We start from the raw sequence: 13,631 nt of genomic DNA on the forward strand, positions 1-13,631 counted from the left end.
AACCACCTACGCGCGCTTTACGCCCAGTAATTCCGATTAACGCTTGCACCCTCTGTATTACCGCGGCTGCTGGCACAGAGTTAGCCGGTGCTTATTCTGTCGGTAACGTCAAGACACCAACGTATTAGGTTAATGCCCTTCCTCCCAACTTAAAGTGCTTTACAATCCGAAGACCTTCTTCACACACGCGGCATGGCTGGATCAGGCTTTCGCCCATTGTCCAATATTCCCCACTGCTGCCTCCCGTAGGAGTCTGGACCGTGTCTCAGTTCCAGTGTGACTGATCATCCTCTCAGACCAGTTACGGATCGTCGCCTTGGTGAGCCATTACCTCACCAACTAGCTAATCCGACCTAGGCTCATCTGATAGCGCAAGGCCCGAAGGTCCCCTGCTTTCTCCCGTAGGACGTATGCGGTATTAGCGTCCGTTTCCGAGCGTTATCCCCCACTACCAGGCAGATTCCTAGGCATTACTCACCCGTCCGCCGCTCTCAAGAGAAGCAAGCTTCTCTCTACCGCTCGACTTGCATGTGTTAGGCCTGCCGCCAGCGTTCAATCTGAGCCATGATCAAACTCTTCAGTTCAAACATCTTTGGGTTTTTAAGAAACCCTAAACTTGGCCCAGCAATCGTTGGTTACATCTTTGATTTCTCGCGGAGTAACTTGTGATGCTGATAATCTTGTTGACTATCAGTCTGACTCCACAAGCACCCACACGAATTGCTTGATTCAGTTGTTAAAGAGCGGTTGGTTAAGATCTTTCGTCTCAACCGAGGCGCGCATTCTACAGCACACTCCTCAAATTGCAACCTTAAAAGTTTTTGACTTCATTAATAAAATCAACTACTTAAGCCAAGAGCAACATCAAACTGCTCGTTAGCGGGAGGCGAATAGTACAGCATTAAAATACGTGGTCAACCCCCGTCTAAAAATCTTTTCCTTACCAAGGCGCCTAGGTTGCCACTATGAAAACTTCCAAGGTCCGTTCAAAGCATCAGGGCAGCAGAGAACCCAGACCTCGTCGTAATTGAAGCCCCCCTTATTCCGTGGACGCTGACTAACCACAAACCCGGTCAGCCCGTCGATAGTTACCCCGGCGTTCGGCGGTACGGCACAGTCGAAAGCATCAGCTCGGCGTCGGGCTCGAGCTTCTCGTTGCTGCCCGCGCAGAACACAACTGGCAATTGGGTCAAGGTCGTGCAGCGAATTCCAGAGCGCATCAGCATCGATGATGTAGCGGAAAAACCATCATTGCACACCGGCATGAGTGTGGAAGCACAGATTGATACAGGCTCGGCGCGCGGCATCGTCGCAGCTGCAATCATGAGGCCGCCCCCCCTCTCCGGCCAAACGCTCCGGTCGCAAACGCGCGCTGCTGCGGGCGATTGTAGGTTTCGTCGTCTCGTCAATTCATTGCGGCTTGGCGCAGTCGCCGAAGGAAATCATCCTGACCCGTCTACTGCAAGAGCTTGCAGGTGCGGCGTTAGTGCCTTTATCCCAAGGCATTCTGCTGGATATTTACAACCTCAAAGAGCGCGGCTCAGCCATGACACTGTCCGGTGTGTCAGTCAGGGTCGACCCGGTGCTGGGCCCGATGCTGACATGCTCCTCGCAGACCGGTTGCTGGGCATAGTCGATACGCGCTTATTGCTGTTGACGGGACTGGGATTGCCAGCACTTTCCATGTGGCTGATGACCGGTTGGACGCCTGATGTGTCGATACAAACCATCATCTATATCGGCTTCCTTCAAGGCACCGGCCTGGGAATGCTTTTTGTGCCGCTGACCACAGTCGACTTTGCGACATTGCCAGCCACCTTACGGGCAGAAAGTACCGGGCTTTTTGCCCTGTCGCGAAATGTCGGTTCCTGCGTCGGGATCTCCATCGTCACCGTGCTGCTTGCTCAGAACGCTCAGGTCAATCTTGCGGAAATAGCTGCCTACATTCACCCCATTCAATCGGGCCCTCGACGCCTGGCTGATCAAGAATTATCTGGACCCGGTGGTCGCATCCGGTCGCGCAACATTGGACGCAATGATCACGGTGCAAGCCAGCTGGATCACTTAGGCGTTGTCACTAGCAGCCATGTCTTTGCTGCTGATTATCAAAACCCCAAAGATTCAGGCGAATGAAGAGCCAGCACCAGTCATGGAGTAGTTCAAGGGCTGCGGCAGATCCTGGATCACTAGAATGCATCCGATCCGCGGTATCGACCGACGACTGCGGACTTCAATGGCTCAGTCGCGTTCCAGGCAGCTTGTGCTCTGGTGTTTGAAGGTGTGCACCAACCGAGTGGTTACACCGAGCCGCTTCTGCACCGGTGCCGCGCCATTTTCAAACATCAAAGCCAGTATCACTGACCAAATTCCCATGCCTGCCGTGACTTTTTCACCTGATCTGGCCACCTGGATCACATCTGCGCCCAGTTGCAGCAGTAATTAAGTTGCATGCGGCCAAGCAACAACTGACTGACATCTATGAATTTCACATCTTTAAGGCAGGGCCATTCCGGCTTCTGACCCCATTACTTCAGACTCCCCGCCAAAAACTGCTGCAAACGCTCGCTACGGGGCTGTTCCAGCCCCGTGCCCGGTACCCCCTGCTGCTCCACCCGGCCTTGGTGCAGAAACATAATGTGGCTCGATACCTGCCTGGCAAAAGCCATTTCATGGGTAACGACAACCATAGTCCTGCCCTTTTCGGCAAGCTGCTGCATGACTTTGAGCACCTCGCCCACCAGTTCGGGATCCAGGGCGGAGGTCGGTTCATCGAACAACATCACCTGGGGCTACATCGCCAGAGCGCGGGCGATTGCTAGGCGCTGCTGCTGGCCGCCGGACAGGTGGACCGGATACTGGTCCTCGACCTTTGCTGGCAGACCGAGCTTCGCGAGGTAATGACGCGCCCGCTCCAATGCTTGCGGCCGAGCGATGCCCAGCACACTCATCGGGCACTCAATGAGGTTTTCCAGCACCGCCATGTGGCTCCACAGATTGAAATGCTGAAACACCATCGACAACTGGCTGCGCACGAGTTGCAACTGCCGGGATCGAGCGCACACAAATCGCCCCTTGAGTTCTTGCGGGTCAGCAGCTCCTGCGAATTGACAATGATCCGCCCCACCGAAGGCTGCTCCAGATGATTGATACAACGCAAAAAAGTACCTTTCCCTGACCCGGAGGAGCCGATGATGCTGATCACATCACCCGCCCTGGCCTTGAACGAAACACCCGTTCGAACCGCGACAGTTGAGCATCGTGACACGCCGCAGTGGTGCACTCAGCAATCCGGCATTGTGCTTCACCGACTGCCTGTTGCAGGTCATCCGGCGCCACGCGCGCTCGGCCAAAAAAGAAGATCGTCAGTTATTCGAAACGTTGCGTCTGATGTTGTGAAACTGCATCGAGTCGCGTCCCCACGAATGTGCCTAATAGGCTCTCGCATACCCGTAGCAGTTGCGTTTCTGAGGAAAAATTCAGCCTGAAGCGAAAAAACAAACCAGGAAAAAAAGAAATTCAACCACTAACTCCTTGATTCGCTTTATCCTCGATCCAAATCCCAATGCAAAGCCATGCCTGCACACGGCCGTTGACTGCTCCCCCATGCGCAAACTTCTGTACCTGACCTTTTCCATGGCGATCATTGCCGCCCTGACAACCTACGCCATGTGGGCCACGGATCGTCCCGTGGGCCATTACCTGTCGGACCTGCGCATCAACCTGGCCATCGATCAAGGCACACCCGCTGATCGCGGCAATTTGCTGGGCATCCAGCCCGAACTGTTCCCGACCGACTATCAAAGCCCCGAGCGTTTGCATCGCAAACTCGCGGCTTATTTGCAGAAGGCCCAGGATCAGGGCCTGCTGAATGACAAGACCATCGTCGTGTTACCCGAACATGTCGGCACCTGGCTGATGGTCAGCGGCGAGAAAGACGAGTTGTACCAGGCTACGACGATCAAGGAAGCCATGAACTGGCTGGCGGCGAGCAATCCTTTGCAATTCGTTCGCGCGCTGATCAGCGCCGAGGGCGGCAGCCGCCTCGACGATGCCCATTTGCGGATGAAAGCCAAAGGCATGGCCAAGAATTACCAGGCACTATTCGGTGGGCTGGCGAAGGAATTTCACGTGACGCTGGTGGCGGGCACCATCGTATTGCCGGAGCCCAGCGTCATCGACGGAAGGCTGAAAATCGGGCGCGGCGCGCTGTACAACAGCAGTGTGATCTTTGGTCGCGATGGCCTGCCGATTGGCCAGCCTCAACGCCAAATGCATCCAGTGTTCGAGACGCCTGACGACACCAAGGCCAATGACCAACAGGCACTCAGCGTCATCGATACGCCGGCCGGACGCTTGGGCGTGTTGATCGGCAGCGACAGTTGGTACCCGGAGAATTACCGCAAGCTCGACGATCAAGGTGTGCAACTGGTGGCGGTTCCGGCGTTCGTCGTCGGTCGCGATACCTGGGATAAACCGTGGCGTGGTTACCGGGGATTGCCAACACCCAAATCCGTCAGCCTCAAACCCGGCGAACTGAGTGAAGGTCAGGCCTGGCATCGCCTGACATTGACCGCCCAACCGCCGAGCAGCCAGGCCATCGCTGGGATGAGCGTGTTCCTGCGCGGCCAGTTCTGGGATCAGGGCAGCGCCGGGCAAAGTTTTCTCAGCAACAACGGTCAACAGTTCGCCGACGGCAACGCCCGTGGCGCGCGGTTGCTGAACCTCTGGCTGTAACCCATGAAACCGCTGACGATGCGCCTCGGGGATTTGTCGGTGGGTTTCGTCCATAGCCTGGCCGATGCGGTGCACAGCCACGGCTTAGACCCTCAACCGTTGCTCGATCAATACGGCCTGGATGCGGCCCGGCTTGCAGAGCCAGGTGCCCGACTGTCGATTCCGCGCTACATGCGCCTGGGGCACGGGGCGATTCAACTGACGGATGACCCGGCACTGGGTTTGCGCATGGGCCATTTCAGTCGTCTGAGCCAGGCCGGCCTGGCCGGCGTCACGGCCGCACAGGCGCCGACGGTTCGCGAAGCCGCGCGCTGCCTGATTCGTTTCGAAGCTTTGTACGGCTCCAACTATCGCGGGCAGTCGAGCTTTAATGAAGACGCCCAGGGCGCATGGCTGCGCTTCTACTCCATCAGCCCGTACAACGCCTATAACCGCTTTGTAGTGGACTCGATCATCGCTGGCTGGCTGCAGCAATTGTCGAGCCTGAGCCCTGCCCCGCTGCGCGCAGAACGCATCGAAATCGAATTTGACGCGCCGGATTACCGTGAGGCGTATGCCCTGCTGGGCGATTGCCCGATCCAGTTTGGCTCCGAGCATAACCAACTGCGTCTGAGCCTAACCAGCCTCGCCCAACGCAACCCGGTGCACTGCCCGAGTACCTGGCGGCATTTGCTGCAACTCTGCGAACGGGAACTGGAGCAACTGACACGCACCCGCAGCCTGCGCGAACGCATCACTCAGTTACTGGGACCATTACTCAATGGTGGCCGGGAACCCGACCTGGAGGAAGTGGCGGCACGCCTGAAGCTGCCCACCTGGACCTTGCGCCGCAAACTCGCCGAAGAGGGCACGCAATATCGCGCGATTCTCAACGGCACACGTCGCGACCTGGCCATGACCTACATCCGCGATACCGAACTGGCATTCGGAGAAGTCGCCTACCTGTTGGGTTTCGCTTCAGCTGAAGCCTTCCAACGGGCCTTCAAACGCTGGAATGGCCAGACACCCGGCGAGTTTCGCCGCAGTCAACGCCAATCAGCTTGACGCTTACAGCTCGGTAGCGTCTTCGGCAGGTTCCAGCGGGTCCAGTTCAAACGCCTGATACTCGAGCAGCTCTTCTTGATAATCGTCCATTTTTGAATCCCCCAGCGCTCGTTTAAAAATGCCTGAATAAATGACCAACGCCCCGAGCATAAAGTGCCCCTGTGAAAGAAAAATGACACAGGCGCACCGCTCAACGGCTGCTTAGTAAAACGTAGCAGGCGGTCAGGAATTTATCACCGGTTTTTTTCGATAGGGGCTGTAGGACTAAGGCCTGGCTGATGCAGATCAACGTAAAGCGCCTACGGGATCGTTGTCGTCTGACCCGATCCCGTCGGGAATCGATTACTGACCAGAAACCGGCATGGCCGGAATTGGCTCGCTTGGCGGCGGCAAGTCCGACTGCGGTGGCGGTGTGACCGCTTCCAAGGCCGGTGCCGGTTCGCTGATTTGCGCAGGGGTAATCGGCGCGGTTTCAGCCGGTGGTGCGACCGGTTCCGAGGCTACTGGGGCGGGTGCAGGTTCGGCAGCCGGGGCTGGGGCTGGGGCTGGGGCTGGCGTTGGTTCTACCGCAGCTGCCGGGGTAGGTGCAGGTGCCGCTGTGGCTTCAGGCACGCCCAGATCGGTTTTCGGCTTCTCGACAATGTGCGCCGCTTTCTTCGCTTCCGGCGGCAGGAACAATTCGACCAGAGTGAAAAAACGTTCGTAGAACTTGGCCGAGGAAACGGTTTCGCTGGCGACCTTGACCATCGAGTCGTCGGACGAGCCGATCGGCATCGATACCGAGCCCAACACACCGACACCGAGACTGGCGGAGTTATTGGTTTTCTTCAGCGCATAACGGTCCTGCAAGGCGTTGGCGAACATGGTCGCGTGGTGCCCGTCGCTGCCGTCATCGGCACAGACCACACTGAAACTGATCTCCATGTGCGTCTCGCCGGTCTGCTGGAAACTCTTGTGCCCGCTGATCAGCTTGGGGTCGCTGCTGGTAATGATGTAACCCTGGCTGAGCAAGGCACGGCGCGCTGCTTCGCAGGTCTTCGCATCGGTCACGGGGTAGTTGCGCGAAAAGGTGCCGGAGTCGGCGAAGTTCTCATGCTCATAGATCGCGGCTTTTTTGGACGAGCAGCCGGCAGCGGCGAGCACCAGTGCCAGCCCGACGAGACGCATGGGAATTGATTTAAACATTGAACATCCTGAGGAAAACGGTCTGGGGCGTATTGTGCAACAGATCGATGCTTAGCGGCGCATCGATTAGTGTCTTAAAACAGTTACAAGTGTAAAGACTGCCATTGACGCGAAAAGGTCGCTCCACGCCCGCTTTCGGCGACGGATAACCCTTTCGCGCTCCTTTCAGACACAAAAAACCCCGGCCTTTCGGCCAGGGTCTTTGTGTCGCGACGCGCTCAATCAGGCATCAATAACGCTTGATATCAGCTTCGCTTTCCAGCTGTTTGCGGTAAGCCGCGAAGTCTTGCTGGCCAATGCGCGAGGCGAGGAAGCGACGGTATTGAGCCTTCTCTTCATCGGTCGGCGCGGCCGCTTCGTTCACGTTGTTCAAACGCACGATCACCAGGCTACCATCGGCCAGGGTCACGTTGCTGAAGGCTGGCTTGTCCTTGGCGGCTGGCTTGGGCATCCGGAACAGCGCTTGCAGCACGGTTGGGTCGACCCCTTCCTGAGCGCGGGTAGCCGCTTCGGTCACTTTCCAGTTCTGGCCATCAATTGCCGTGTTCAGCGGAGTTTTGCCGTCACGCAGGCTGGCAATCAACTGTTCAGCCTTGGTCTTGGCGGCAGAACTGGCGTGTTCCTTGGCCAATTGCGTGCGGATACTCGCATCCACGCTTTCCAGCGGCAGCTGTGCTGGTTTGAGGTGCTCCTTGGCGCGCAACACAATCACGGTTTCCGGATCGAGTTCGATGGCGGTGCTGTTGGCACCTTCATCCAGCACTTCAGGACTGAACGCAGCGGTAATCACCGCACGGTTGGCCGCAATCCCCTCACCGCCTTCACGACCAAATGGCTTGGCGGTGTGAACGGTCAGCTTCAGGTCTTGCGCCGGCTGGGCCAGGTCGGACGCTTCGAACGAGGCATCTTCCAGTTGCTTGGTCGCTTCGACGAAACGCTGCTCGACCTGCTGGGTTTTCAGCTCGCGGGTCAGCTTGTCTTTCAGGCTGGCAAACGTCGGCACTTCAGGTGCTTCCACACCCAACAGCTTGATCAGGTGGAAACCGAAATCAGTACGAACCGGCTCGGAGACTTGATCCTTGTCCAGCGAATACAGGGCTTTTTCGAAGACCGGGTCGTAGACACCAGGACCTGCATAGCCGAGGTCACCGCCATTGTTGGCCGAACCCGGGTCCTGGGAGAACTCTTTGGCCAGGGCCTCGAATTTTTCGCCTTTGGCCAGACGTGCCTGCACTTCTTCGATCTTGGCCTTGGCTTGCGCCTCGGTCATTTTGTCGTTCACTTCGATCAGAATGTGCGCAGCCCGACGCTGTTCGGACAGGTTCGCGATTTCTTTCTGATACGCCGCTTGCAGGTCTTCGTCCTTGACGGCGACCTGATCGAAGAAGGAAGCCTTCTTCAATTCCAGGTAATCGATGATCACCTGATCCGGCGTCATGAACTCCTTGGCGTGCTCGTCGTAGTAGGCTTTGACTTCTTCGTCAGTCAGCTTCACAGACGCCGGGTCAACCTTGACATTCAGGGAAGCGAAATCGCGGGTCTGCTTTTCCAGACGGGCGAAGGCAAGCACCTGAGCGTCGGTGACGAAACCGCTACCGGCCAAGCCAGCGCGCAGCTGACCAATCAGCATTTCCTGAGCCAGCATCTGGCGGAACTGCATACGGCTGTAACCGAGTTGGCGGATCACCTGATCGAAACGCTCAGGGCTGAACTTGCCGTCGGCCTGGAATTCAGGCGTCTGCAGGATCACCTGGTCCAGAGCGGCTTCAGAGAAAGCGAATTTCGAGTTTTGTGCGCCTTGCAGCAGCAATTTGCGATCGATCAAGCCTTTGAGGGCCGATTCGCGGAGCATTTTTTCATCGAGCAAGGAAGCATCGAAATCTTTGCCCAGCTGTTGCATGAGTTGACGGCGTTGCATATCAACCGCCTGGCTCAGCTCGTTCTGGGTGATTTCTTCACCATTGACCTTGGCCGCATCATTGCTGTGCGTCGTGGCCTGGAAAATGGCGTCGAAACCGGTCAAAGCCATCAGTGCAACGATGACCCCGATAATGGTCTTGGCAATCCAGCCTTGTGAATTGTCCCTGATATTCTGCAGCATGCGTCCCCCAGAAACGGTTGAACTTCAAAATTAGGCAACCGTGGAGCGTGGGTAGAATCCGGATAGAAGAAAGGCGCATCCGGGGATGCGCCTTCTCGTAACTGGCGGAGCGGATCGAAGGGTCGAACATGCGACCCTCGGCGTCTCGGACCGGCAACTTGCCGATTGGACTACCGCTCCGCTGCCAGGTCAGGCATGACCCTGACCCGGATAGGCAAAAACCTGAATCGAACTTAGTTGACAGCTTCTTTCAGTGCTTTACCGGCTTTAAAACCTGGCTTTTTGGCTGCTGCGATTTCCAGTGTCTTACCGGTCTGAGGGTTACGACCAATGCGAGCTGGACGATCAGTCACGGAGAAGGTACCGAAACCAACCAGAACAACAGAGTCGCCAGCCTTGAGAGCGCCAGTGACGGATTCGATTACAGCGTCCAGCGCACGGCCAGCAGCAGCTTTCGGGATATCAGCGGATGCAGCGATAGCATCAATCAGTTCCGACTTGTTCACTCTAAGTCCCCTTATATCTATTTGAGTATGATTCTAAGTTTTTTTGGTGAAAGCAAAAAACGTGTGTGCTGAATGGCCTACAGACACTTAAGAGCCGCTTTATAACAAGGGCTCTAAAAAGCTGTCAAGGAAGCCCCCCAGGCAAATGCGTACTAATGCGTGCTAATTCTTTCCTTAGAGTCAGACTCGCGTTTTTCATCCTTTGCAACTATCTCTGGAACCACATCAGGCAGGGGCTCCGGCGCGTATTGCAGCGCAATTTGCAGGACCTCGTCAATCCATTTAACCGGTTTAATCTGCAGATCTTGCTTGATATTGTCCGGAATTTCCTTCAGATCGCGTACGTTCTCTTCAGGAATGATCACGGTCTTGATTCCGCCACGGTGAGCCGCGAGCAGTTTTTCTTTCAAGCCGCCAATCGCCAGCACCTGACCGCGCAGGGTGATTTCACCCGTCATGGCGACGTCCGCACGCACCGGAATCCCGGTCAAAGCCGATACAAGGGCCGTGCACATGCCCACACCGGCGCTAGGGCCGTCCTTCGGGGTTGCCCCTTCCGGCATATGGATATGCGTGTCGCGCTTCTCGTGGAAGTCCAGAGGGATCCCCAGACTCTTCGCTCGGCTGCGGACAACGGTCAGCGCTGCGGTGATCGATTCGACCATCACATCACCCAGGGAACCGGTCTTGATCAACTGGCCTTTACCCGGTACGACTGCGGCTTCGATGGTCAGCAATTCGCCGCCCACTTGCGTCCACGCCAGCCCGGTCACCTGACCGATCTGATCCTGCGATTCGGCCAGCCCGTAGCGGAATTTACGTACGCCCAGGAAGTGCTCGAGCATCTCGGCAGTGACTTTCACCGAGAAGCGTTTTTCCATTGCATGCTCTTTGACCGCCTTGCGGCACACCTTGGCAATCTGGCGTTCCAGCCCACGCACACCCGCTTCGCGGGTGTAGTAGCGGATGATGTCGCGGATCGCTTCGGCGTCGAATTCCAGCTCGCCTTTCTTCAAGCCGTTGGCAGTAATCTGCTTGGGCGAGAGGTACTTGACGGCGATGTTGATTTTCTCGTCTTCGGTGTAACCCGGCAGGCGAATCACTTCCATCCGGTCCAGCAATGCCGGCGGGATGTTCATGGAGTTCGAGGTGCACAGGAACATCACATCGGACAAGTCGTAATCGACTTCCAGGTAGTGATCGTTGAAGTTGTGGTTCTGCTCAGGGTCGAGCACTTCCAACAACGCCGACGCCGGATCGCCACGCATGTCGCTGCCCATTTTGTCGATTTCATCGAGCAGGAACAGCGGGTTGCGGACGCCCACCTTTGTCATCTTTTGAATCAATCTTCCTGGCATCGAACCGATGTAAGTACGGCGATGACCACGAATTTCAGCTTCGTCACGCACGCCACCGAGGGCCATTCGCACGAATTTGCGGTTGGTGGCGTGAGCAATCGACTCTGCCAGCGAGGTTTTACCCACGCCCGGAGGACCGACCAAGCACAACACCGGGCCACGAATTTTTTTCACCCGCTTTTGCACGGCGAGGTATTCGAGGATCCGCTCTTTGACTTCTTCCAGACCATAGTGGTCTGCATCGAGAATGTCTTCGGCGCGCGCAAGGTCCAGACGTACTTTGCTCTGGGCTTTCCAAGGCACCTGAACCAGCCAGTCGATGTACGAACGCACCACGGTCGCTTCCGCGGACATTGGTGACATTTGCTTAAGCTTGTTCAATTCGCCCTGGGCTTTGGCCAAGGCATCTTTCGGCAGGCCAGCGGCATCGATGCGCTTTTTCAGCTCTTCGATTTCGTTGTGACCTTCGTCGCTGTCGCCGAGCTCCTTCTGAATGGCCTTCATCTGCTCATTCAAGTAGTACTCGCGCTGACTGCGCTCCATTTGTTTTTTGACGCGACCGCGAATGCGTTTTTCGACCTGCAGCAGGTCGATCTCGGCATCCAGCAGCGCCAGAACGTGCTCGACCCGGGCCGACAAATCGATGATTTCGAGGATTTCCTGCTTCTGCTCGATCTTCAGGGCCATATGCGCGGCCATGGTGTCGACCAGCCGACCTGGCTCGTCGATGCTGTTGAGCGACGACAGGACTTCAGCCGGAACTTTCTTGCCCAATTGCACATATTGTTCGAACTGAGCCAGCAGGCTACGTACAAACACTTCCGATTCGCGCTCAGGCGCGTCGACTTCGTCGATCAACGAGACTTCGGCACGGCAGTGGCCATCCACTTCGCTGAAGCGCTCCACGGCGCCCCGCTGCTCGCCTTCGACCAAAACCTTGACCGTGCCGTCAGGCAGCTTGAGCAGCTGCAGAACGGTCGCAATAGTACCTACGCGATAAAGTGCATCTTCACCGGGATCGTCGTCAGCAGGGTTTCTCTGAGCCAGCAGAAGGATCTGCTTGTCGCCCGTCATCGCAGCCTCAAGGGCTTCGATGGATTTCTCGCGCCCCACGAACAGCGGGATAACCATGTGCGGATAAACCACAACATCACGCAATGGCAGGAGAGGCAATTCGATGGTTGTCTTCATGATTTCGCCTCTACGGCGGCCATAAGGCCGTAAACAGATGGAAGTAAGCTTGAAACCAAGATGGGGGCTGCCTACAAAAAAAACAAGCGCAAAGACAGGGATAAAAGGCAGTAAAAGCAAAGGGGCCCGAAGGCCCCTTCTTTGTTCCAGCTGCGTGACGCTTAGGCGTCTGGCGCGGCCTTGGCAGCAGGCTCACTGTTTTCGTAGATATACAGTGGCTTGGACTTGCCTTCTATAACGCTTTCGTCGATCACTACTTTACTCACCTCTGACTGCGAGGGGATTTCATACATAGTGTCGAGCAACACGCCTTCGAGAATCGAACGCAGTCCACGGGCACCGGTCTTGCGTTCCAGGGCACGTTTGGCGACCGATTTCAGTGCGTCGGCCCGGAATTCCAGGTCCACGCCTTCCATCTCGAACAACTTGGCATACTGCTTGGTCAGGGCATTTTTCGGCTCGGTGAGAATCTGCATCAGTGCAGCCTCATCAAGCTCGTCGAGCGTGGCAAGTACCGGCAGACGACCAACGAATTCCGGGATCAGACCGAACTTGACCAGATCGTCAGGCTCGACTTCTCGCAGGGACTCACCGACTTTCTTGCCTTCTTCCTTGCTGCGCACTTCTGCGTTGAAACCAATGCCGCCCTTGGTGGAACGGTTTTGAATAACCTTTTCCAGACCGGAGAACGCACCACCGCAGATGAACAGGATGTTACGGGTATCGACCTGAAGGAATTCCTGCTGCGGATGCTTGCGACCACCTTGAGGCGGAACGGAAGCGACCGTGCCTTCGATCAACTTGAGCAGGGCCTGCTGCACGCCTTCACCGGAAACGTCCCGGGTGATCGACGGGTTGTCAGACTTGCGCGAGATCTTGTCGATCTCATCGATATAGACAATGCCCATCTGGGCTTTTTCTACGTCGTAATCGCACTTCTGCAGCAGCTTCTGAATGATGTTCTCGACATCTTCACCCACATAACCCGCCTCGGTGAGGGTGGTTGCGTCGGCAATGGTGAACGGAACGTTCAGCAAACGAGCCAATGTTTCGGCAAGCAGGGTTTTACCCGAGCCTGTCGGGCCGATCAGCAAGATGTTGCTTTTGCCGAGTTCGACGTCGTCATTCTTTTTGTCACGCTGGTTCAGGCGCTTGTAGTGGTTGTACACCGCTACTGCCAGAACCTTTTTCGCACGTTCCTGACCAATCACGTACTGATCAAGGATGCCGCTGATTTCTTTAGGCGAAGGCAATTTATGCGCGCTGCTTTCGGCCTGGGCTTCCTGCACCTCCTCACGGATGATGTCATTGCACAGGTCTACGCACTCGTCGCAGATAAAGACCGAGGGGCCGGCAATCAATTTGCGCACTTCATGCTGGCTTTTGCCACAGAAGGAGCAATAGAGCAGCTTGCCGTTGTCCTCGCCGTTGCGGGTGTCAGTCATTCGTTCGATCCAAATCCGATAGGCTTGCAACACAAGATGAAGGCTATTGCGGGCTTTTTCAAGCCCG

General features: G+C 56.4%; 11 protein-coding genes, 1 rRNA gene and 2 pseudogenes (1 of these 14 running past the window's edge). 5 read left to right on the forward strand and 9 right to left on the reverse strand.

The genetic code is table 11. From position 1 onward, the window contains the following. Positions 1 to 584: ribosomal RNA gene (locus tag ACA048_RS18780) — 16S ribosomal RNA — on the reverse strand; it reaches 953 nt to the left of the window's first position. Between the two features lie 504 nt (positions 585 to 1,088). Then, positions 1,089 to 1,325 (reverse strand): hypothetical protein, encoded by a 237-nt coding sequence (locus ACA048_RS18785; protein WP_497625757.1) that lies wholly within the window; start codon positions 1,323 to 1,325, stop codon positions 1,089 to 1,091. An 83-nt stretch (positions 1,326 to 1,408) separates the two neighbouring features. Between ACA048_RS18785 and ACA048_RS18790 the strand changes: the two genes are divergently transcribed. Beyond that, on the forward strand, positions 1,409 to 1,633 hold the full coding sequence (locus ACA048_RS18790; RefSeq protein WP_497629895.1) for a hypothetical protein: 225 nt from the start codon (positions 1,409 to 1,411) through the stop codon (positions 1,631 to 1,633). After that, positions 1,603 to 2,133 (forward strand): hypothetical protein, encoded by a 531-nt coding sequence (locus tag ACA048_RS18795; protein ID WP_497625758.1) that lies wholly within the window; start codon positions 1,603 to 1,605, stop codon positions 2,131 to 2,133. The genes ACA048_RS18790 and ACA048_RS18795 overlap by 31 nt, the downstream gene beginning before the upstream one ends. 392 nt (positions 2,134 to 2,525) lie before the next feature. Here ACA048_RS18795 and ACA048_RS18800 read toward each other — a convergent pair. Then, positions 2,526 to 3,280 (reverse strand): annotated as a pseudogene (locus ACA048_RS18800) (ATP-binding cassette domain-containing protein). Between ACA048_RS18800 and ACA048_RS18805 the strand changes: the two are divergent. The 3 genes and pseudogenes from ACA048_RS18805 to ACA048_RS18815 form a co-directional block, all read left to right on the forward strand. Continuing rightward, positions 3,235 to 3,396 (forward strand): annotated as a pseudogene (locus tag ACA048_RS18805) (LysR family transcriptional regulator); the annotation flags it as partial. The pseudogenes ACA048_RS18800 and ACA048_RS18805 overlap by 46 nt on opposite strands. Before the next feature lie 207 nt (positions 3,397 to 3,603). Then, the gene (locus tag ACA048_RS18810; RefSeq protein WP_497625760.1) at positions 3,604 to 4,734 is read left to right on the forward strand and encodes a carbon-nitrogen hydrolase family protein; all 1,131 of its coding nucleotides are present in this window, start codon (positions 3,604 to 3,606) and stop codon (positions 4,732 to 4,734) included. Positions 4,735 to 4,737: 3 nt separating this feature from the next. Continuing rightward, complete coding sequence (locus tag ACA048_RS18815; RefSeq protein ID WP_497625761.1) at positions 4,738 to 5,778, forward strand: AraC family transcriptional regulator; 1,041 nt, start codon at positions 4,738 to 4,740, stop codon at positions 5,776 to 5,778. A 3-nt stretch (positions 5,779 to 5,781) separates the two neighbouring features. On the opposite strand, the gene ACA048_RS18820 is transcribed toward ACA048_RS18815, so the two are convergent. From ACA048_RS18820 to clpX, 6 genes are all read right to left on the reverse strand, one after another. Beyond that, positions 5,782 to 5,928: a hypothetical protein gene (locus ACA048_RS18820; RefSeq protein ID WP_223517417.1), complete on the reverse strand. Its 147-nt coding sequence runs from the start codon at positions 5,926 to 5,928 to the stop codon at positions 5,782 to 5,784. A gap of 192 nt (positions 5,929 to 6,120) precedes the next feature. After that, the gene (locus ACA048_RS18825) at positions 6,121 to 6,963 is read right to left on the reverse strand and encodes a DUF2242 domain-containing protein (RefSeq protein ID WP_497625762.1); all 843 of its coding nucleotides are present in this window, start codon (positions 6,961 to 6,963) and stop codon (positions 6,121 to 6,123) included. Positions 6,964 to 7,192: 229 nt separating this feature from the next. Further along, positions 7,193 to 9,064, reverse strand: a complete 1,872-nt coding sequence (locus ACA048_RS18830; RefSeq protein WP_497625763.1) for a SurA N-terminal domain-containing protein — start codon at positions 9,062 to 9,064, stop codon at positions 7,193 to 7,195. Between the two features lie 233 nt (positions 9,065 to 9,297). Further along, positions 9,298 to 9,570, reverse strand: a complete 273-nt coding sequence (locus ACA048_RS18835; RefSeq protein ID WP_002552737.1) for an HU family DNA-binding protein — start codon at positions 9,568 to 9,570, stop codon at positions 9,298 to 9,300. Between the two features lie 152 nt (positions 9,571 to 9,722). After that, positions 9,723 to 12,119: an endopeptidase La gene (lon, locus tag ACA048_RS18840; protein WP_007946894.1), complete on the reverse strand. Its 2,397-nt coding sequence runs from the start codon at positions 12,117 to 12,119 to the stop codon at positions 9,723 to 9,725. 161 nt (positions 12,120 to 12,280) lie between these two features. Continuing rightward, entirely contained in the window at positions 12,281 to 13,564 is a 1,284-nt protein-coding gene (gene clpX / locus ACA048_RS18845) for an ATP-dependent Clp protease ATP-binding subunit ClpX (RefSeq protein ID WP_007946893.1), read from the reverse strand. Positions 13,565 to 13,631 lie beyond the last annotated feature (67 nt).

The organism is Pseudomonas sp. LBUM1659, from assembly GCF_059716045.1.